23 protein-coding genes are annotated in these 19,893 nt (G+C 63.0%); 22 read left to right on the top strand and 1 reads right to left on the bottom strand.

Annotated elements, in window-relative coordinates:
- The first annotated feature begins 73 nt into the window (after window positions 1-73).
- The 7 genes from PVE35_RS19685 to PVE35_RS19655 all read left to right on the top strand — a co-directional run bounded on the left by PVE35_RS19685 (window position 74) and on the right by PVE35_RS19655 (window position 6,981).
- Window positions 74-784: a transporter substrate-binding domain-containing protein gene (locus tag PVE35_RS19685; RefSeq protein WP_277374913.1), complete on the top strand. Its 711-nt coding sequence runs from the start codon at window positions 74-76 to the stop codon at window positions 782-784.
- Between the two features lie 78 nt (window positions 785-862).
- Window positions 863-1,906: a tRNA preQ1(34) S-adenosylmethionine ribosyltransferase-isomerase QueA gene (gene queA, locus PVE35_RS19680; RefSeq protein ID WP_277372729.1), complete on the top strand. Its 1,044-nt coding sequence runs from the start codon at window positions 863-865 to the stop codon at window positions 1,904-1,906.
- 20 nt (window positions 1,907-1,926) lie between these two features.
- Window positions 1,927-3,042: a tRNA guanosine(34) transglycosylase Tgt gene (tgt, locus tag PVE35_RS19675; protein ID WP_268184373.1), complete on the top strand. Its 1,116-nt coding sequence runs from the start codon at window positions 1,927-1,929 to the stop codon at window positions 3,040-3,042.
- 45 nt (window positions 3,043-3,087) lie between these two features.
- The gene (gene yajC, locus PVE35_RS19670; protein WP_268178775.1) at window positions 3,088-3,420 is read left to right on the top strand and encodes a preprotein translocase subunit YajC; all 333 of its coding nucleotides are present in this window, start codon (window positions 3,088-3,090) and stop codon (window positions 3,418-3,420) included.
- 70 nt (window positions 3,421-3,490) lie between these two features.
- On the top strand, window positions 3,491-5,359 hold the full coding sequence (gene secD / locus PVE35_RS19665; protein ID WP_277372728.1) for a protein translocase subunit SecD: 1,869 nt from the start codon (window positions 3,491-3,493) through the stop codon (window positions 5,357-5,359).
- 13 nt (window positions 5,360-5,372) lie between these two features.
- Window positions 5,373-6,284 (top strand): protein translocase subunit SecF, encoded by a 912-nt coding sequence (gene secF / locus PVE35_RS19660; protein WP_268184371.1) that lies wholly within the window; start codon window positions 5,373-5,375, stop codon window positions 6,282-6,284.
- Window positions 6,285-6,438: 154 nt separating this feature from the next.
- Window positions 6,439-6,981, top strand: a complete 543-nt coding sequence (locus PVE35_RS19655) for a glycine zipper 2TM domain-containing protein (RefSeq protein WP_268178773.1) — start codon at window positions 6,439-6,441, stop codon at window positions 6,979-6,981.
- Between the two features lie 66 nt (window positions 6,982-7,047).
- Here the strand turns inward: PVE35_RS19655 and suhB are convergent, their stop codons facing one another.
- The gene (gene suhB / locus PVE35_RS19650; protein WP_268178772.1) at window positions 7,048-7,863 is read right to left on the bottom strand and encodes an inositol-phosphate phosphatase; all 816 of its coding nucleotides are present in this window, start codon (window positions 7,861-7,863) and stop codon (window positions 7,048-7,050) included.
- A gap of 180 nt (window positions 7,864-8,043) precedes the next feature.
- On the opposite strand from suhB, the gene trmJ reads away from it, so the two are divergent.
- From trmJ to ispG, 15 genes are all read left to right on the top strand, one after another.
- On the top strand, window positions 8,044-8,823 hold the full coding sequence (gene trmJ / locus PVE35_RS19645; RefSeq protein ID WP_268178771.1) for a tRNA (cytosine(32)/uridine(32)-2'-O)-methyltransferase TrmJ: 780 nt from the start codon (window positions 8,044-8,046) through the stop codon (window positions 8,821-8,823).
- Window positions 8,816-9,604 (top strand): serine O-acetyltransferase, encoded by a 789-nt coding sequence (cysE, locus tag PVE35_RS19640; RefSeq protein WP_268178770.1) that lies wholly within the window; start codon window positions 8,816-8,818, stop codon window positions 9,602-9,604. Before trmJ ends, cysE begins: the two co-directional genes overlap by 8 nt.
- A 139-nt stretch (window positions 9,605-9,743) precedes the next feature.
- A complete protein-coding gene (iscR, locus tag PVE35_RS19635; protein ID WP_268178769.1) occupies window positions 9,744-10,241 on the top strand; it encodes a Fe-S cluster assembly transcriptional regulator IscR in 498 nt (165 codons plus the stop codon).
- 29 nt (window positions 10,242-10,270) lie between these two features.
- Window positions 10,271-11,485 carry an IscS subfamily cysteine desulfurase gene (locus PVE35_RS19630; protein WP_268178768.1) on the top strand — a complete coding sequence of 405 codons (1,215 nt, stop codon included), beginning with the start codon at window positions 10,271-10,273 and terminating at the stop codon, window positions 11,483-11,485.
- 73 nt (window positions 11,486-11,558) lie between these two features.
- Window positions 11,559-11,945, top strand: coding sequence for a Fe-S cluster assembly scaffold IscU (gene iscU / locus PVE35_RS19625; RefSeq protein WP_268178767.1), 387 nt, complete (start codon window positions 11,559-11,561; stop codon window positions 11,943-11,945).
- 13 nt (window positions 11,946-11,958) lie between these two features.
- Entirely contained in the window at window positions 11,959-12,282 is a 324-nt protein-coding gene (gene iscA / locus PVE35_RS19620; RefSeq protein ID WP_268178766.1) for an iron-sulfur cluster assembly protein IscA, read from the top strand.
- A 7-nt stretch (window positions 12,283-12,289) separates the two neighbouring features.
- Window positions 12,290-12,811: a co-chaperone HscB gene (gene hscB, locus PVE35_RS19615; protein WP_268178765.1), complete on the top strand. Its 522-nt coding sequence runs from the start codon at window positions 12,290-12,292 to the stop codon at window positions 12,809-12,811.
- A gap of 45 nt (window positions 12,812-12,856) precedes the next feature.
- A complete protein-coding gene (gene hscA / locus PVE35_RS19610) occupies window positions 12,857-14,731 on the top strand; it encodes a Fe-S protein assembly chaperone HscA (RefSeq protein ID WP_268178764.1) in 1,875 nt (624 codons plus the stop codon).
- A 7-nt stretch (window positions 14,732-14,738) separates the two neighbouring features.
- Window positions 14,739-15,080, top strand: coding sequence for an ISC system 2Fe-2S type ferredoxin (gene fdx, locus PVE35_RS19605; RefSeq protein WP_013716857.1), 342 nt, complete (start codon window positions 14,739-14,741; stop codon window positions 15,078-15,080).
- A gap of 18 nt (window positions 15,081-15,098) precedes the next feature.
- Complete coding sequence (gene iscX / locus PVE35_RS19600) at window positions 15,099-15,299, top strand: Fe-S cluster assembly protein IscX (RefSeq protein ID WP_268178763.1); 201 nt, start codon at window positions 15,099-15,101, stop codon at window positions 15,297-15,299.
- Between the two features lie 102 nt (window positions 15,300-15,401).
- The gene (ndk, locus tag PVE35_RS19595) at window positions 15,402-15,833 is read left to right on the top strand and encodes a nucleoside-diphosphate kinase (protein ID WP_017675177.1); all 432 of its coding nucleotides are present in this window, start codon (window positions 15,402-15,404) and stop codon (window positions 15,831-15,833) included.
- A gap of 26 nt (window positions 15,834-15,859) precedes the next feature.
- A complete protein-coding gene (gene rlmN, locus PVE35_RS19590) occupies window positions 15,860-17,002 on the top strand; it encodes a 23S rRNA (adenine(2503)-C(2))-methyltransferase RlmN (RefSeq protein WP_268178761.1) in 1,143 nt (380 codons plus the stop codon).
- Between the two features lie 13 nt (window positions 17,003-17,015).
- Entirely contained in the window at window positions 17,016-17,777 is a 762-nt protein-coding gene (gene pilW / locus PVE35_RS19585) for a type IV pilus biogenesis/stability protein PilW (RefSeq protein ID WP_268178760.1), read from the top strand.
- Window positions 17,774-18,760, top strand: coding sequence for a RodZ family helix-turn-helix domain-containing protein (locus tag PVE35_RS19580; RefSeq protein WP_277372727.1), 987 nt, complete (start codon window positions 17,774-17,776; stop codon window positions 18,758-18,760). The genes pilW and PVE35_RS19580 overlap by 4 nt, the downstream gene beginning before the upstream one ends.
- A gap of 3 nt (window positions 18,761-18,763) precedes the next feature.
- Window positions 18,764-19,876 carry a flavodoxin-dependent (E)-4-hydroxy-3-methylbut-2-enyl-diphosphate synthase gene (gene ispG, locus PVE35_RS19575; protein ID WP_277372726.1) on the top strand — a complete coding sequence of 371 codons (1,113 nt, stop codon included), beginning with the start codon at window positions 18,764-18,766 and terminating at the stop codon, window positions 19,874-19,876.
- Window positions 19,877-19,893 lie beyond the last annotated feature (17 nt).

Here is a 19,893-nt window from a genome sequence, read left to right as displayed (position 1 = left end):
GCTCTCGGAAGTGGAATTCGCTCTCAGGGGGGAGGGGTGCTTGGCTAATGTTTGGCGACAGTCCGTGTTCGTTATGCTGCTGGCATTCGTCCCGCTGGTGCAGGCCGAAACCCTGACCTATGCGGTGACGGACGAAGGTTGGGAGCCCTACTGGATCGTGGAGGACGGGCGTGTCGAGGGCATTCTGCACGATGTCATGCTCGCTCTGGGCGAGCGTCTACCCGTGCAGCTCGACGCCAGCCATCCGCTACCGCCACTGCGTGCGCAGAAGCTGTTTCGTGAGGGGCATCTGCAGATCGAATGCTGTGTGAGTCAGTTGTGGCGCGCGGAGCCAGAGCAGGCCGAGGTGTCCCTGTGGACGGTGCCGGTGCTCGAGGCGCAGGAGATCCTGCTGTTTCCTCCCGGCAAGGCCTTTTCCTATCGAACGCTCGAAGATTTGCGCGGGCGCGCCATCGCCACGGTGCGCGGTTATGGCTATGCCGGTGCAGGTACCTTCACGCGGGTCGATGGTGCCGATGCGGCTGCCTTGATCTATCTGGTGGCGCAGGGGCGTAGCGACGCTGGCATCATCGACCGCCTGGAGTGGCGCTATCTGCTGCGCAAGGACGCGCGCTTGAAATTGCCGCGCTGGCGCGTCGAGGAGGGGCCTGTCATCCACAGCTCGCAGTTGCGGCTCAGGCTGCACCGCGATTACCGGCAGTGGCTCGGCAGCATGGATGCGGCCATCCGCAGCATGCAGCAAGACGGCACCCTGGCGCGCATCGTCGCCCGCTACGCGCCCTGACCACTGGCAGGCCCGCATGGTCGGGGAGGGTGAATTCCGGTAAGCTTTGCCGCCCTGCAAAATGACCCTCCATTGCCCATGCGTGTTGCCGACTTCCATTTCGATCTTCCCGAGTCGTTGATTGCCCGTCACCCTCTGGCCGAGCGTCGAGCCAGCCGCCTGCTGCAGCTCGACGGGCCGACAGGGGCGCTGCGCCATGGCCGCTTCACCGATCTGCTGGAGCAATTGCGTCCTGGCGATCTGATGGTGTTCAACAACACCCGGGTGATTCCGGCGCGGCTGTTCGGGCAGAAGGCCTCGGGCGGCAAGCTGGAGATCCTGGTCGAGCGCGTGCTGGATCAGACCCGGGTGCTGGCGCATGTGCGGGCCAGCAAGTCGCCCAAGCCGGGCTCGAGCATTCTCATCGATGGTGGTGGCGAGGCGCAGATGGTGGCGCGTCACGATGCCCTGTTCGAGCTGGACTTCGCCGAGCCGGTGCTGGCGTTGCTGGAGCGTGTCGGGCACATGCCGCTGCCGCCTTATATAGACAGGCCGGATGACGAGGCTGACCGCGAGCGCTATCAGACCGTCTATGCGCAGAAGGCTGGTGCCGTGGCGGCCCCAACCGCTGGCCTGCACTTCGATGACGAGCTGCTGGCAGCGATCCGCGCCAAGGGCGTGGAGAGCGCCTTCGTTACCCTGCATGTCGGCGCCGGCACCTTCCAGCCGGTGCGGGTCGAGCGCATCGAGGATCACCACATGCACAGCGAATGGCTGGAGGTCAGCCAGGACGTCGTCGATGCCGTGGTGGCCTGTCGCGCCCGTGGCGGTCGTGTGGTCGCCGTTGGCACCACCAGCGTGCGCTCGCTGGAGACGGCGGCGCGCGATGGCGAGCTCAAGCCCTTCAGCGGCGATACCGACATCTTCATCTACCCAGGGCGCCCCTTCCATGTGGTCGATGCCCTGGTGACCAACTTCCATCTGCCCGAGTCGACCCTGCTGATGCTGGTGTCGGCCTTCGCCGGCTACGCCGAGACCATGGCGGCCTACCGCGAGGCGGTGGCGCAGGGCTATCGCTTCTTCAGTTACGGTGATGCCATGTTCATCACCCGCAATCCCGCCGCGTGCGGGCCCGAGGTTTGAATATGTCGCGCACCTGTCGCATGTCCTTCGAGTTGCTGGCCACCGACGGCAAGGCCCGCCGTGGCCGCCTGACCTTCCCGCGTGGCGTGGTCGAGACCCCGGCCTTCATGCCGGTGGGTACCTATGGCACGGTCAAGGGCATGTTGCCGCGCGATGTCGAGGGCATCGGCGCGCAGATCATCCTCGGTAACACCTTCCATCTGTGGCTGCGCCCGGGCATGGAGGTGATCAAGAAGCATGGCGACCTGCACGACTTCATGCAGTGGCAGGGGCCGATCCTCACCGACTCCGGCGGCTTCCAGGTGTTCAGCCTGGGGGCGATGCGCAAGATCAAGGAGGAGGGCGTGTACTTTGCCTCGCCGGTCGATGGCGCCAAGGTGTTCATGGGGCCGGAGGAGTCGATGCAGGTGCAGCGTGACCTGGGTTCGGACATCGTCATGATCTTCGACGAGTGCACACCCTACCCGGCCGAGTTCGACGTGGCCAAGCGCTCCATGGAGCTGTCGCTGCGTTGGGCCAAGCGCTCCAAGGTCGCCCATGGCGAGAGTACGGCGGCGTTGTTCGGTATTGTTCAGGGCGGCATGCATGAAGAACTGCGCATGCGCTCGCTCGAAGGGCTCTGCGAAATCGGTTTCGATGGCCTGGCCATCGGCGGTCTGTCGGTGGGCGAGCCCAAGGAGGAGATGATCCGCGTGCTGGATTTCCTGCCGCCGCAGATGCCGGCGGACAAGCCGCGCTACCTGATGGGGGTGGGCAAGCCGGAGGATCTGGTCGAGGGGGTGCGCCGTGGCGTGGACATGTTCGACTGCGTGATGCCGACGCGCAATGCGCGCAATGGCCACCTGTTCGTCGATACCGGGGTGGTGAAGATCCGCAACGCGGTGCACAAGCACGACGACTCGCCGCTGGATCCAACCTGTGACTGCTACACCTGCACGAACTTCTCGCGCGCCTATCTGCATCATCTGGACAAATGCGGCGAAATGCTCGGTAGCATGCTCAATACCATCCACAACTTGCGGCATTATCAGCGGGTCATGGCTGGTTTGCGCGAGGCTATCGGACAGGGTACATTGGCCGCCTTTGTCGAAGCCTTCTATGCCAAGCGCGGCCTCCCTGTGCCGCCATTGGACTGACCCTCTCACGTTTTCAAGAAGTCCTTTCCCATTTAGGAGTGTTACATGAGCTTTTTCATTCCCGCCGCCTACGCTGACACCGCTGCGGCTGCAGGCCCTGCCGGCACTGGTTTCGAGTGGGTGTTCCTGATCGGTTTCCTGGTCATCTTCTACCTGATGATCTGGCGCCCGCAGGCCAAGCGTGCCAAGGAGCACAAGAACCTGCTCGGCAGCCTGCAGAAGGGTGACGAAGTGGTCACCAGCGGTGGTATCGCCGGCAAGGTGACCAAGGTGGCCGACGACTTCGTGGTGATCGAGGTGTCCGACAACGTCGAGCTGAAGTTCCAGAAGCAGGCCATCGCCGCGACCTTGCCCAAGGGCACGCTGAAAGCCATCTGATTCGGTTATTGGTTCTTTCCATTCCACGGGGCGCTTTCTGCGCCCCGTGTCTTAGACGGGTAGCCCGTTCATGCTCAATAGATATCCTCTGTGGAAGTACCTGCTGATCCTCGCCGTACTGGCGGTGGGCCTGGTGTACTCCATTCCCAACCTCTATCCGGACGATCCTGCCGTGCAGATCAGTGGTGCCAGCACGGCGCTGAGCGTCGAGCAGGCGGATCTCGATCGTGCCAGCAAGGCGCTGCAGGAAGCCGGCATCGTGGTCAAGGCCAGTAGCCTGGCCCAGAGCGGCCATGCCGGCCTGATCCGCCTGACCAAGCTGGATGACCAGTTGCCGGCCAAGGACGTGGTTCGTCGTGTGCTCGGCGATGACTACGTGGTGGCGCTGAACCTGGCGCAGACCACGCCCGACTGGTTGCGCAGCCTGGGCGCCAGCCCGATGAAACTGGGGCTGGATCTGTCCGGTGGCGTGCACTTCCTGCTGGAAGTCGACATGGACAAGGCGCTGGACGTACGCCGCAAGGTCTACGAAGGCGAGATCAAGAGCCTGCTGCGCAAGGAGCGCGTGCGCTACCGCAGCATGCCGGAAAGCAATGGCCGCATTCAGCTCGGCTTTGCCGATAGCGAGACGCTGGACAAGGCCGAGCGCCTGATCCGCAAGGACTACAAGGACTTCGAGCTGAGCACCGTCGAGCGCGGTGGCCAGCAGGTGCTGCAACTGGCTCTGACCCAGGCGAAGATCGCCGAGATTCGTGAATACTCGATCAAGCAGAACCTGACCACGGTACGCAACCGGGTCAACGAACTGGGCGTGGCCGAGCCGCTGGTGCAGCGTCAGGGCGCCAACCGCATCGTGGTCGAGTTGCCGGGGGTGCAGGACACCGCCGAGGCCAAGCGTATCCTGGGCAAGACCGCGAACCTGGAGTTCCGCCTGCAAGCCCCCCTGGATGCCTCCAAGGCTTCGACCGAAACCTTCGAGTTCCGTGAGGCGGGACGCCCGCCGGTGCAGCTCGAGCGTGAGCTGATCATCACGGGGGATCAGGTCACCGATGCTCAGGCCAGCTTCGACGAGAACGGCCGCCCGCAGGTGAACATTCGTCTGGACGGGCATGGTGGCGACCTGATGAGCCGCGCCACGCGCAACAATGTCGGGCGCAGCATGGCCGTGGTGTTCATCGAGCAGAAGCCGGTGACCCGCTACGTGCGGCAGACCGTCGACGGCGTCGAGCAGGAAGTGGCGGTGCCATCGTTCGTCGAGGAGAAGAAGGTCATCAGCCTGGCAACCATCCAGTCGCCGCTGGGCAGTCAGTTCCGCATCACCGGCCTGAACGGCCAGGGTGAGTCCTCGGAACTGGCTCTGCTGCTGCGTGCCGGTGGCCTGGCCGCGCCGATGTACTTCGCCGAAGAGCGCACCATCGGCCCGAGCCTGGGCGCCGAGAACATCGCCAAGGGCATCGAGTCCACCGAATGGGCGATGATCTTCGTTACCCTGTTCATCATCGCCATCTATCGCTTCTTCGGTATGCTGGCGGCTGTGGCGCTGGCCTTCAACCTGGTGTTGCTGGTTGGTCTGATGTCGGCCATCGGCGCCACCCTGACCTTGCCGGGTATCGCCGGTATCGTGCTGACCCTGGGTATGGCGGTGGATGCCAACGTGCTGATCTTCTCGCGCATACGCGAGGAGCTGGCCAATGGCCTGCCAGTGCAGCGTGCGCTGCACGAGGGTTTCGACCGTGCCTTCTCGGCGATTCTCGACAGTAACCTGACCACGCTGCTGGTCGGCGGCATCCTGTTCGCCATGGGTACCGGCCCGGTCAAGGGCTTCGCCGTGACCATGTCGCTCGGCATCATCACCTCGATGTTCACTGCCATCATGTTCACCCGCGCCATGGTCAACCTGATCTTCGGTGGTCGTAACTTCAAGAAGCTGTGGATCTGAGGGGCCAGCCATGATCAAGTCAACCATTCGTTTCATGGCGGTGCGCAACATCGCCTTTTCCATTACGGTCGTGCTGACGCTGATCGGCCTGGGCGCGCTGTTCGCCAAGGGCCTCAACTTCGGCCTGGATTTCACCGGCGGTACGCTGATCGAACTGCAGTACGAGCAGGCGGCCAACCTGGATAACATCAAGGCCGAGCTGGGCCAGGCCGGTTATGCCGATGCCATCGTGCAGAACTTCGGTGCCAGCACCGACGTGCTGGTGCGCCTGGCTGGTGACGAGGTCGATCTTGGCAAGCGCGTCGCCGAGGCGTTGCGCACGGCTGGCAGTGCCAAGTTCGAGGTCAAGCGGGTCGAGTTCGTCGGCCCGCAGGTCGGCGAAGAGCTGCGCGACAAGGGTGGTATCGCCATGCTTCTGGCGCTGGGTGGTGTGCTGTTGTACCTGGCCTTCCGCTTCCAGTGGAAGTTCGGCATGGGCGCCATCGCCTCGCTGGTGCATGACGTCATCATCACTCTGGGTGTGCTGGCCTTCTTCCGGGTGCCCTTCGACCTGACGGTGCTGGCCGCGGTGCTGGCGATGATCGGTTACTCGCTCAACGACACCATCATCATCTACGACCGTATCCGCGAGAACTTCCGCATGCTGCGCAAGGCGTCGCTGATCGAGAACATCGATATCTCGGTCACTCAGACCCTGCTGCGTACCATCGCCACGTCGCTGTCCACAGCCCTGGCCCTGCTGGCGCTGCTGTTCTTCGGTGGCGACGCGCTGGCAGGCTTTGCTCTGACGCTGCTGATCGGTGTGGTGGTCGGCACCTACTCCTCGGTGTACATCGGGGCTGTGGTGCTGGTGTGGCTGAAGCTGACCGTGGAAGATCTGATCCCGCCTGCGGTCGAGGTCGAGGCTGACGACGGACGGCCCTGAGACCTGTATCACCTGGCGCTCGAAAGAGGGGCTCAGGTGATGTGATGCAGTTCATGAAACCTGACGAAGGCCGCGGCAAGTCGAACTTGTCGCGGCCTTCGGCTGTCCTAGGCAGGGAGAAGGGCGCGCCGCGCCGTGCGAGGAGACAATAACCATGAACAAGTCGATGTTGGTAGGTGCCGTACTGGGCGCTGTGGGTGTGACGGCGGGTGGGGCGGTTGCCACTTACAGCCTGGTGGATCGTGGCCCGTCCTATGCGGAGGTGCTGGCGGTCACGCCAGTCAAGGAAACCATCAAGACCCCGCGCGAGGTGTGCAAGGACGTCACCGTGACGCGCCAGCGTCCGGTGCAGGATCAGCACCAGATCGCCGGTACGGCGATCGGCGCCATTGCCGGTGGCCTGCTGGGCAATCAGATCGGTGGTGGTAACGGCAAGAAGATCGCTACCGTGGCCGGTGCCATCGGTGGTGGTTATGCCGGCAACAAGGTTCAGGAAGGCATGCAGGCCCGTGACACCTATACCACCACGGAAACCCGCTGCAACACGGTTACCGACACCAGCGAGAAAGTGGTCGGCTATGACGTGAAGTATCAACTGGGTGAGAAGGTCGGCAATGTGCGCATGGATCGCGACCCCGGCAGCCAGATTCCGGTCAACAAACAAGGTGAACTGGTGCTGGTGCAGCAGGCGCAATGAGTTCACTGCAATAAAAAACGCCCTTCGGGGCGTTTTTTATTGGCGTTGTATCGGGTTCGGGCAGCGTCAGCGCTTCATCGAGGGCGCCAGGTGCGGTTGGATCGCGGTCAGCACGGCCTTGAAGCACTTGGTATTGCCGGCGACGATCTGGCCCTTTTCGAGGAATTCGTGGCCGCCGGTGAAGTCGCTCACCAGGCCGCCGGCTTCCTGGATCAGCAGGGCGCCTGCGGCCATGTCCCACTCCGACAGGCCGAACTCCCAGAAGGCATCGAAGCGGCCGGCAGCGACGTAGGCCAAATCCAGGCTGGCGGCGCCGGCACGGCGGATGCCAGCGGTCTGGCCGGTCAGGCTGCGGAACATGCCCAGGTAGTTTTCCAGGTGGTCGAGCTGGCCGTCACGGAACGGAAAGCCGGTACCCAACAGGGCGCCATCGAGGCTCTTGCGGCTGCTCACACGCAGGCGGCGGCCATTGAGGGCGGCGCCACGGCCGCGGCTGGCGGTGAATTCTTCCTGGCGCACCGGGTCGAGGACGATGGCGTGCTCGAGGCGCCCACGGTATTTGCAGGCGATGCTGATGGCGAAGTGCGGTACGCCGCGGACGAAGTTGGTGGTGCCATCCAGCGGGTCGATGATCCACTGATAATCGGCGCCTTCGCCGCTGCCTTCCAGCACGCCGCCTTCCTCGCCCAGGAAACCGTGGGTCGGGTAGGCCTTGCGAATGGCCTGGACGATCATCAGTTCGGCGGCCTTGTCGACTTCGGTGACGTAGTCCTTGGCATCCTTCTCGTCGACCGAGATGACATCCAGGCGCTCGATGGAGCGAAAGATCATTTCACCGGCGCTGCGGGCGGCGCGCAGTGCGATATTCAGCATGGGCTGCATGGGAGGTTCACCTGGGGCGTTAAAGAAAGCCGGCCATGTTAGCAGAAAAGCGTGGCCGATGAAGCGTCGGCTGCAGTCCGGTCATCATGTCGCTGGCCTGCATGAGGTGCCGCTGCATGGTAATGACTGTGTGGCTTCGGTAAGATCGGTGGCCCTTTTGCTTGCGTGGATGGTTTGGCCTTGCTGGAAAGAATTCGTGTTGTGCTGGTCGGTACCAGTCATCCGGGTAACATCGGCGGTGCGGCGCGGGCAATGAAGAACATGGGCCTTTCGCGGCTGGTGCTGGTGGCGCCGGAAGATTTTCCTAGTAGCGACGCCGTGGCGCGTGCCTCGGGTGCCACCGATATCCTCGATGCCGCGCAGGTGGTCGGCACCCTGGAAGAGGCCCTGGTGGGCTGCACCCTGGTGATCGGTACCAGTGCTCGGGATCGGCGTATCCCCTGGCCTATGCTTGATCCGCGCGAGTGCGGTGTGACCAGTTGCGAGCAGGCCGCTGGCGGTGGCGAAGTGGCATTGGTGTTCGGTCGTGAATATGCCGGCCTGACCAATGAAGAGCTGCAGCGATGTCAGTATCACGTGCACATTCCATCGAATCCTGAATTCAGTTCGCTCAATCTGGCGGCTGCGGTGCAGGTATTGAGCTACGAAGTGCGCATGGCCTGGCTGGCGGCCGAGCAGTTGCCGACCAAGGTGGCCAAGCTGGAAACCACGGCCATGCTCAATACCCAGTTGGCCACGGCCGATGAGCTGGAGTCCTTCTATGGGCACCTGGAGCGTACGCTGGTGACCATCGGTTTTCTCGATCCGGAGAAACCGCGGCACCTGATGAGCCGTCTGCGTCGCCTGTACGGGCGCAGTGATGTGAGCAAGCTGGAAATGAACATTCTGCGCGGCATCCTGACCGAAACCGAGAAGGCGGCGCGCGGGGAGCATCACAAGCGGGGAAAGATAGATGTTTGAGCGCATGCGGGAAGACATTCAGAGCGTATTCCATCGGGATCCGGCGGCACGTAATGCCTTCGAGGTGGTCACCTGCTATCCCGGCTTGCACGCCGTATGGCTGCATCGCATTGCTCACGCCCTGTGGACGTCGGGCTGGAAGTGGCTGGCGCGCGTGGTGTCCAACTTCGGTCGCTGGATGACCGGCATCGAGATCCATCCGGGCGCCAGGATAGGGCGGCGTTTCTTCATCGACCACGGCATGGGTATCGTCATCGGCGAGACCGCCGAGATCGGCAACGACGTGACGCTCTATCAGGGCGTGACCTTGGGCGGCACCAGTTGGAACAAGGGCAAGCGCCATCCCACGCTGGAAGATGGCGTGGTGGTCGGTGCCGGGGCCAAGGTGCTCGGCCCGTTCACCGTCGGTGCCGGGGCCAAGATCGGTTCCAACGCCGTGGTGACCAAGGCGGTGCCGGCTGGCGCCACGGCGGTCGGCATTCCCGGCAAGATCATCGTCAAGTCCGATGACGAGCAGGAAGCCAAGCGTCAGGCCATGGCCGAGAAGATCGGCTTCGATGCCTATGGCGTCGGTCAGGACATGCCCGACCCTGTGGCGCGTGCCATTGGCCAGTTGCTCGATCACCTGCATGCCGTCGATGGCCGTCTGGAGGGCATGTGCAAGGCCTTGACCGCGCTGGGTAGCGACTACTGCGCCAAGGATCTGCCGGTGTTGCGCGACGAGGATTTCGCCGGGGTCTGCAAGGATCAGCAGCGGGCGGATGACAAGCCGGCAGCCTGATGCGTGTCGGGGCGGCCTCTGCTATCATGCCGCCTCTTCTGCCGGTCAAATCCGAGTAAATTGATAGGTCTTATAGTTGACTTAAATACTCGGAAAAGCGCATACTCGCCACCATTCAAGTGAATCGTGGTAGAGAGCCATGCGACTGACCACCAAAGGCCGTTACGCCGTTACCGCCATGCTCGACCTGGCGCTGCACGCGCAGCATGGGCCCGTCTCTCTCGCTGATATTTCCGAGCGTCAAGGTATCTCCCTGTCCTACTTGGAGCAGTTGTTCGCCAGGTTGCGCCGCAGCAGTCTGGTTTCCAGCGTGCGTGGTCCGGGCGGTGGTTACCAGCTATCGCGCGAGATGCGCAGCATTCAGGTTGCGCAGGTGATCGATGCGGTCAACGAGTCGGTCGATGCCACGCGCTGCCAAGGGCAGGGCGATTGCCATTCCGGTGACACCTGCCTGACCCACCACCTGTGGTGTGACCTCAGCCAGCAGATTCATGAGTTCCTCAGTGGCATCAGCCTGGCCGATCTGGTTGCGCGTCATGAGGTGCAGGAAGTCGCGTTGCGCCAGGATCAGCGTCGCTGCACTGGCAGAGCCCCGCGTCTGGATCTGGATAAGATTGAAGCGTCCGCCATCGAGTGAGCAGGGCGTTGCCTGATAGGAGAAACGCAATGAAATTACCGATCTATCTCGATTATTCCGCTACCACGCCGGTCGACCCGCGCGTGGCGCAGAAGATGAGCGAGTGTCTGTTGGTCGACGGTAACTTCGGCAACCCGGCTTCGCGCTCCCACGTCTTCGGCTGGAAGGCCGAGGAGGCGGTGGAAAACGCCCGTCGTCAGGTCGCCGAGCTGGTCAATGCCGACCCGCGCGAAATCGTCTGGACCAGTGGTGCCACCGAGTCCGACAACCTGGCCATCAAGGGTGTCGCGCATTTCTATGCCAGCAAGGGCAAGCACATCATCACCTCGAAGATCGAGCACAAGGCGGTGCTGGACACCACCCGCCAGCTCGAGCGCGAAGGCTTCGAGGTCACCTATCTGGAGCCGGGCGAAGACGGCCTGATCACTCCGGCGATGGTCGAAGCAGCGCTGCGCGAGGACACCGTGCTGGTGTCGCTCATGCACGTCAACAACGAAATCGGCACCATCAACGACATCACCGCCATCGGCGAGCTGACTCGCTCCCGTGGCGTGCTGTTGCACGTTGATGCCGCCCAGTCCACCGGCAAGGTGGAGATCGATCTGGAAAAGATGAAGGTCGATCTGATGTCCTTCTCCGCACACAAGACCTACGGCCCCAAAGGCGTCGGTGCCCTGTACGTGCGCCGCAAGCCGCGTGTGCGTCTGGAAGCGCAGACCCACGGCGGTGGTCACGAGCGCGGCATGCGTTCGGGTACCCTGGCCACGCACCAGTGTGTCGGCATGGGCGAGGCCTTCCGTATCGCCAAGGAAGAAATGGCCGCGGAAAACCAGCGCATCACGGCCCTGCGTGACCGTTTCTACCGTCAGCTCGAAGGCATGGAAGAACTCTATGTCAACGGCAGTCTGACCGCTCGTGTACCGCATAACCTGAATCTGAGCTTCAACTACGTCGAGGGCGAGTCGCTGATCATGGCGCTCAAGGATCTCGCCGTATCGTCCGGTTCGGCCTGCACCTCGGCTTCGCTGGAACCGTCCTACGTGCTGCGTGCCCTGGGTCGTAACGACGAGCTGGCGCACAGTTCGATCCGCTTCACCTTCGGCCGTTTCACCAGCGAAGAAGAGGTCGACTACGCCGCCGCCAAGGTGCGCGAGGCCGTGGACAAGCTGCGCGAGCTGTCGCCCCTGTGGGATATGTTCAAAGAAGGTGTCGACCTTTCCAGCGTGGAATGGGCAGCACACTGAAAAGCTGCCGAGGCGGATCGCTCGATGGGCGGCCTGCCTGAAGAGCGGCACCTGATGAGAGAGGAAGTACGACATGGCATACAGTGACAAGGTCATCGACCACTACGAAAACCCGCGCAACGTCGGCAAGCTCGATGCCGAGGATCCCGATGTCGGTACCGGCATGGTCGGCGCGCCGGCCTGTGGCGACGTGATGCGCCTGCAGATCAAGGTCAGCGAGAGCGGCGTGATCGAAGACGCCAAGTTCAAGACCTACGGCTGCGGTTCGGCTATCGCCTCCAGCTCCCTCGCCACCGAGTGGATGAAGGGCAAGACCCTGGACGAGGCAGAGAGCATCAAGAACACCCAGCTCGCCGAAGAACTGGCGCTGCCGCCGGTGAAGATCCACTGCTCGGTACTCGCCGAGGACGCCATCAAGGCGGCCGTGCGCGACTACAAGCAGAAGAAAGGTTTGCTCTGACACGAGGTACGCAATGGCCATCACCATGACTGAAGCTGCCGCTCGCCATGTGCAGCGTTCCCTCGAGGGACGTGGCAAGGGTGAAGGCATTCGCCTCGGTGTTCGCACCACGGGTTGTTCCGGCCTGGCCTACGTGCTCGAGTTCGTCGATGAGCTGGCGGCCGAGGATCAGGTGTTCGAGAACCATGGCGTCAAGGTGATCATCGATCCCAAGAGCCTGGTCTATCTCGACGGCACCGAGCTGGATTTCGTCAAGGAAGGGTTGAACGAAGGTTTCAAGTTCAACAACCCCAACGTGCGTGGCGAATGCGGCTGCGGCGAAAGCTTCAACGTCTGAGGTCGATGTGGGTAAGCCCTGTCATTTCGCTCTGTTCGAGCTGCAGCCGACCTTCCGTATCGATCTCGATCAGCTAGGCGCTCGCTACCGCGAGTTGGCGCGCCAGGTGCACCCGGATCGTTTCGCCGATGCCGACGAGCGCGAGCAGCGTCTGGCGCTGGAGCGCTCGGCCAGCCTCAACGAGGCCTATCAGGTGCTCAAGAGCCCATCGCAGCGCGCCCGCTATCTGCTGAGCCTGCAAGGTGGCGAGGTGCCGCTTGAGGTCACGGTGCAGGATCCGGACTTCCTCCTGCAGCAGATGCAGTGGCGCGAAGAGCTGGAAGAGCTGCAGGACGAAGCCGATCTCGATGGCGTTGCGCCTTTCAAGCGTCGACTCAAGAGTGCCCAGGAACAACTGGCCGAGCGCTTCGCCGCTTGCTGGGACGACGATACCCAGCGCGAGGAAGCTGAACGCCTGATGCGCCGCATGCAGTTCCTCGACAAGCTGTCTCATGAAGTGCGCCAGCTAGAAGAGCGCCTCGACGATTAACCTGTAGGTTGCCTCGGCAGCCTGCCCGATGATTTCACAACGACCATGGCCTTATTGCAGATCGCTGAGCCAGGACAGAGCCCGCAACCCCATCAGCGTCGGCTGGCGGTGGGCATTGACCTGGGTACCACCAATTCTCTGGTCGCCGCCGTACGCAGTGGTCTGGCCGAGCCCCTGGCCGATGCCGCAGGGGCGGTCATCCTGCCTTCGGCCGTGCGCTACCTCGACGGCGCCGACGGCGCCATCGAGGTGGGCGAAGCGGCCAAGTCCGCCGCCGCGCAGGATCCCTTCAATACCGTGGTCTCGGTCAAGCGCCTGATGGGGCGTGGTCTCGCCGATGTCCATCAGTTGGGCGAGCAGTTGCCCTACCGTTTCAGTGCCGGCGAATCGCACATGCCCTTCATCGAAACGGTGCAGGGAGCGAAGAGCCCGGTAGAAATTTCCGCCGAAATTCTCAAGACGCTGCGCCTGCGCGCCGAGCAGGCCCTGGGTGGTGAGCTGGTGGGTGCGGTGATCACCGTGCCGGCCTACTTCGACGACGCGCAGCGGCAGGCCACCAAGGATGCCGCGCGTCTGGCCGGCCTCAATGTGCTGCGCCTGCTCAACGAGCCGACGGCTGCCGCCGTGGCCTACGGCCTGGATCAGAAGGCTGAGGGCGTGGTGGCCATCTATGACCTGGGCGGCGGCACCTTCGACATCTCCATCCTGCGCCTGAGTGGCGGGGTATTCGAGGTGCTCGCCACGGGTGGCGACAGTGCGCTGGGGGGGGACGATTTCGATCACGCCGTGGCGGACTGGATCATCGAGGAGGCCGGGCTGTCCCATGACCTTGATCCGGCTGCCCAGCGCAGGCTGCTGCAGGCTGCCTGTACGGCGAAGGAAGCACTGACCGAGCAGGCGCAGGTTGAGGTCGTTTACGGCGACTGGCGTGGCAGCCTGTCGCGCGAGCATTTCGAGAGCCTGATCGAGCCGATGCTGGCGCGCAGCCTCAAGGCTTGCCGGCGTGCCGTGCGGGATTCGTCCGTCGAGCTGGAAGAAGTCAGTGCCGTGGTCATGGTGGGCGGTTCCACCCGTGTACCGCGTGTGCGTCAGGTAGTGGGCGAGCTGTTCGGGCGCGAGCCACTGACCAATATCGACCCGGATCAGGTGGTGGCCATCGGCGCCGCGATCCAGGCCGATACCTTGGCGGGCAACAAGCGCGGTGATGGTGAAGAGCTGTTGCTGCTCGATGTCATCCCGCTGTCGCTCGGCCTGGAAACCATGGGTGGGCTGATGGAGAAGGTGATTCCGCGCAACACCACCATCCCCGTGGCCCGTGCCCAGGACTTCACCACCTACAAGGATGGCCAGACGGCCATGATGATTCACGTCCTGCAGGGCGAGCGCGAACTGATCAGCGGCTGCCGTTCCTTGGCGCGCTTCGAGTTGCGTGGCATTCCGCCGATGGTGGCGGGGGCCGCGAAGATCCGTGTGACCTTCCAGGTCGATGCCGATGGTCTGCTCAGCGTCGCTGCCCGTGAGCTGGCCTCCGGCGTCGAGGCGAGCATTCAGGTCAAGCCTTCCTATGGCCTGACCGATGGCGAGATTGCCCGCATGCTGCAGGACTCCTTCCAGCATGCCGGTGGCGACAAGGCCGCCCGCGCCCTGCGTGAGCAGCAGGTGGATGCCGAGCGTCTGCTCGAAGCCGTGCAGGCCGCGTTGGATGCCGATGGTGAGCGCCTGCTCGAGGCCGAGGAGCGTCTGGCCATCGAGGCGCAGATGGAGGCTTTGCGTGAGCAGGTGTCCGGCACCGACGTGCAGGCCATCGAGCAGCAGGCCAAGCGCCTGAGTCAGATTACCGATGCCTTCGCGGCGCGCCGGATGAACGCCACCGTCAAGGCGGCCCTGGCGGGTCGCAGCCTTAACGAGATTGAGGAATAAATAACCCATGCCACAGGTGATCTTTCTGCCGCACGAGCGTTTCTGCCCGGATGGCCTGGTAGTCGAGGCCGAACCCGGTATCTCGATTCTCGAACTGGCCCATGAACACCATATCGAGATGGAAAGCGCATGCGGCGGCGTATGTGCCTGCACCACCTGCCATTGCATCGTGCGTGAGGGCTTCGATTCGCTGAACGAAGCCGACGAGCTGGAAGAGGACTATCTGGACAAGGCCTGGGGGCTGGAGGCGCACTCGCGCCTGGCCTGCCAGGCCATAGTCGGTGAAGAGGATCTCACCATCGAGATTCCCAAGTATTCGCTCAACCATGCGGCCGAAGCGCCGCACTGATCCCCAGGGAGCGTCATCATGAGTCTGAAATGGAGTGATGTGCTGGATATCGCCATCGAACTGAGCGAGCAGAAGCCGGACGTCGACCCGCGCTACGTGAACTTCGTCGACCTGCATCGCTGGGTCGTGAGCTTGCCGCAATTCTCCGACGATCCGCAGCGCGGTGGGGAGAAGGTGCTGGAGGCGATACAGGCCGCCTGGATCGAAGAGCAGGACTGACAAGGGGCGCTCATGGCGCATGCCCTACGCTTTTAACCGGAACCCGCGTATAATTCGCGGGTTTAATTTTTCGCTTTAACCCTAAAGTTTCTGGAGCTTCACATGGCTGTTCAACGTACTTTCTCCATCATCAAGCCTGACGCCGTTGCCAAGAACGTCATCGGCGAGATCACCACCCGTTTCGAGAAGGCCGGCCTGCGCGTCGTGGCATCGAAGATGGTGCAACTGTCCGAGCGTGAAGCAGCTGGCTTCTACGCCGAGCACAGCGAGCGTGGCTTCTTCAAGGATCTGGTTGCCTTCATGACCTCCGGCCCGGTTATCGTGCAGGTTCTGGAAGGCGAGAACGCCGTTGCCAAGAATCGTGAACTGATGGGTGCCACCAACCCGAAAGAAGCCGCTGCCGGCACCATTCGCGCCGATTTCGCCGTTTCCATCGACGAGAACGCCGTGCACGGTTCCGACTCCGAAGCTTCGGCTGCCCGCGAGATCGCTTACTTCTTCTCCGCTACCGAGCTGTGCGCGCGCATCCGCTGATTGGCGAATGAAGCGAGGGTGAAGCCATGACCAATACCACCGGCAAGATCAACCTGCTGGGCCTGACCCAGCCGGAAATGGAGCGCTTTTTCGAGTCCATTGGCGAGAAGCGCTTTCGTGCCGGCCAGGTGATGAAGTGGATTCACCACTTTGGCGTCGATGATTTCGCCGCCATGACCAATGTCGGCAAGGCCTTGCGCGAAAAGCTCGAGGCCTCTGCCGAGATTCGCGGCCCGGAAGTGGTCAGCGAGAATATTTCCGCCGATGGCACGCGCAAGTGGGTGGTGCGTGTGGCGTCGGGTAGCTGTGTGGAAACCGTATACATCCCGCAGAATGGCCGCGGCACCCTGTGCGTGTCGTCGCAGGCCGGTTGTGCCCTGGACTGCAGTTTCTGCTCCACCGGCAAGCAAGGCTTCAACAGCGACCTGACCAGCGCCGAGATCATCGGCCAGGTGTGGGTCGCCAACAAATCCTTCGGTACCGTGCCGGCGAAGATCGACCGTGCCATCACCAACGTGGTGATGATGGGCATGGGCGAACCGCTGCTGAACTTCGACAACGTCGTCTCCGCCATGCAGATCATGATGGACGACCTTGGCTATGGCATCTCCAAGCGCAAGGTGACCCTGTCCACCTCCGGCGTGGTGCCGATGATCGACAAGCTGGCCGAGGTGATCGACGTGTCCCTGGCCTTGTCCCTGCACGCGCCCAACGACGAGTTGCGCAACCAGTTGGTGCCGATCAACAAGAAGTATCCGCTGGACATGCTGCTGGCGGCGTGCAAGCGCTACATCTCCAAGCTGGGCGAGAAGCGCGTGCTGACCATCGAATACACCCTGCTCAAGGGCGTCAACGATCAGCCCGAGCATGCTGAGCAGATGATCGCACTTCTGGCCGATATCCCTTGCAAGATCAATCTGATTCCGTTTAATCCATTCCCCTTCTCGGGTTACGAGCGGCCGAGCAATAACGCCATCCGCCGCTTCCAGGATCTGCTGCACAAGGCCGGGCACAATGTCACGGTGCGCACCACTCGTGGTGATGACATCGATGCTGCCTGTGGCCAGTTGGTTGGCCAGGTCATGGATCGTACCCGCCGCAGTGAGCGCTACATCGCCGTGCGCCAGTTGGCCGGTGATGCTGCACCTGCTGCCGCCAATCGAAGCTGAAGAGAGGATGCCGATGCCCTTGCGACCCAGTCTGCTGTTGCTGATTGCCGCCTTGCTCACAGGATGCGTGACCACCGGCGACGTGAATCCCATGAAGACCGACAAGGGGCGTAAGGAGGCGGTGGATGCCTACGTGCAATTGGGTATCGCCTATATCCAGCAAGGTGACACCCAGCGTGCCAAGGTGCCATTGAAGAACGCACTCGACCTGGACTCCTCCAATGCCGACGCACATGCCGCGCTGGCCCTGGCCTTCCAGGTGGAGATGGAGCCCAAGCTGGCCGATGAGCATTACCGCAAGGCCCTGTCGCAACGCCCCGACGATGCGCGGCTGCTGAACAACTACGGCGGCTTCCTCTATGAACAAGGACGCTACAAGGAAGCTCAGGAAACCTATCTCAAGGCGGCCGAGGACAACCTCTACCCCGAGCGTTCCCGCGTGTTCGAGAACCTTGGGCTGACCGCCCTGCAACTTGGCCAGCGCGAGCAGGCCAAGGAATACTTCCAGCGCTCCTTGCGTCTGAGCAGCCGCCAACCACGCGCGCTGCTGGAAATGGCGCAACTGTCCTACGAGGATCGCGCCTACGTACCGGCCCGCAGTTATTACGAGGCCTACAGCGAGCTGGCGCCGCAGAACGCTCGCAGCCTGCTGCTCGGTGCACGCCTGGCCGAGGTGTTCGAGGATCGTGATAGAGCTGCCAGTCTGGGCCTGCAGTTGAAACGCCTGTATCCGGCGTCTCAGGAATACCAGCAATATCTGTCGGGGAAACGATGAACACGGCGCATACCGAAATCAGCAAGCCAGTGGCCAGCAATCCTGGCGAGACCCTGCGTCAGGCGCGGGAGGCCAGGGGCTGGAACGTCGCCGAGGTCGCCGCCCAGCTCAACCTGACCGCCCAGCGTCTGACGCAGATCGAAACCGGTGACTTCGACAAGTTGCCGGGCACCACCTTCGCCCGTGGTTATATCCGTGCCTACGCCAAGCTGCTGGAGCTGGACCAGAACCGTCTGGTGCTGGAGTTCGACCAGTACACCGGCACCGATGCCACGGGCAGCGAAGTGCATGCCCTGGGGCGTATCGAGGAGCCCGTGCGCTATTCGCAGAGCATCCTGCGCCTGGTCAGCTTCCTGCTGCTGCTGGGCTTGATCGGCACCGGCTTCTTCTGGTGGCAGGAGCAGGGCAGTGACACCGCTCGGCGTCTGCTCGATCCGGGGATCGAGCATGTCGAGGTGGAGGCCGCCGATGGCTCCACGCAAATTCACTCACTGGCCGAGCCTGAGGATCAGGCCGTGGCTGAGGCCATGGAGCAGCCTTCCATGCCGTTGCTTCTGCCGGAAGACGCGGGTGCAGAGCCCGAGCCGGGTGCGCCCAACGCTGAGCCAAGCACTCCAGCCGAGGCTACCGCGCCTGCCGCCCAAGGCGCTGCCAGCGCTCCGGCTCCGGCACCTGCGCAGAACGCTGCACCTGCGCCTGCGCCGCAGGCCGAGCCGAGCCCGAGCGTGGCGGCTGCGCCCGGCCAAGGCCTGTTGAAGATTCAGTTCAGCGCCGATTGCTGGACACAGGTGACCGATGCCGATGGCAAGATCCTGGTCAGCGCCCTCAAGCGCGGTGGCGACAGCCTGGACGTGACCGGCAAGGCACCGCTGGAGCTACGTCTGGGCTTTGCCCGTGGCGCCCAAGTGATTTTCAACGGCGAAACCGTCAACGTGACGCCGCACATGAGCGGCGAAACCGCGCGCCTGAAACTGGGGTTGTAAAGCATGCATTGCGAATCGCCGATCAAGCGCCGCCTGTCGCGCAAGATCTGGGTTGGCTCCGTGCCGGTAGGTGGTGATGCACCGATCGCAGTACAGAGCATGACCAATACCGACACCAACGATGTCGCCGCCACCGTGGCGCAGATTCGTCGCCTGGAGGATGCTGGCGCCGATATCGTGCGCGTTTCCGTGCCGGACATGGAGGCTGCCGAAGCCTTCGGTCTGATCAAGCAGCAGGTGCGCGTACCGTTGGTGGCCGACATCCACTTCGACTACCAGATCGCCTTGCGTGTGGCCGATCTGGGTGTCGACTGCCTGCGCATCAACCCCGGCAACATCGGCCGTGAGGATCGCGTCAAGGCGGTGGTCGAGGCGGCGCGCGACAAGGGCATCCCGATCCGCATCGGCGTCAACGCCGGCTCCCTGGAAAAGGATCTGCAGAAGAAATACGGCGAGCCGACTCCCGAGGCTCTGGTCGAGTCCGCGCTGCGGCACGTCGAGCACCTCGACCGCCTGAACTTTCCCGACTTCAAGGTCAGCGTAAAGGCCTCCGACGTGTTCATGGCCGTGGAGGCCTACCGTCTGCTGGCCAAGCAGATCGAGCAGCCGTTGCACCTGGGCATCACCGAGGCCGGTGGCCTGCGCTCCGGTACCGTGAAGTCCGCGGTCGGCCTGGGCATGCTGCTGGCCGAGGGGATTGGCGATACCATCCGCATCTCCCTGGCGGCCGACCCGGTGGAAGAGATCAAGGTCGGCTTCGACATCCTCAAGTCCCTGCGTCTGCGCTCGCGTGGCATCAACTTCATCGCCTGCCCGAGCTGCTCGCGGCAGAACTTCGACGTGGTCAAGACCATGAACGAGCTGGAGGCCCGCGTCGAGGATCTGCTGGTGCCGCTGGACGTCGCCGTGATCGGCTGTGTGGTCAACGGCCCGGGTGAAGCCAAGGAGGCGCATATCGGCCTCACAGGTGGTAGCCCGAACAACCTGGTCTACATCGACGGCAAACCGGCCTCGAAGCTGACCAACGAAAACCTGGTGGACGAGCTGGAAAAGCTCATCCGCGACAAGGCGGCCGAAAAGGTCGCCGCCGATGCGGCCGTGATCGTGCGCGGCTGATCGCCGTGTGCTGACTG

The sequence above is a fragment of the Pseudomonas sp. AA-38 genome (assembly GCF_029457475.1).
In the GTDB taxonomy this organism is placed as follows: domain Bacteria; phylum Pseudomonadota; class Gammaproteobacteria; order Pseudomonadales; family Pseudomonadaceae; genus Aquipseudomonas.
This window is presented reverse-complemented; position numbering and strand designations above follow the sequence as displayed.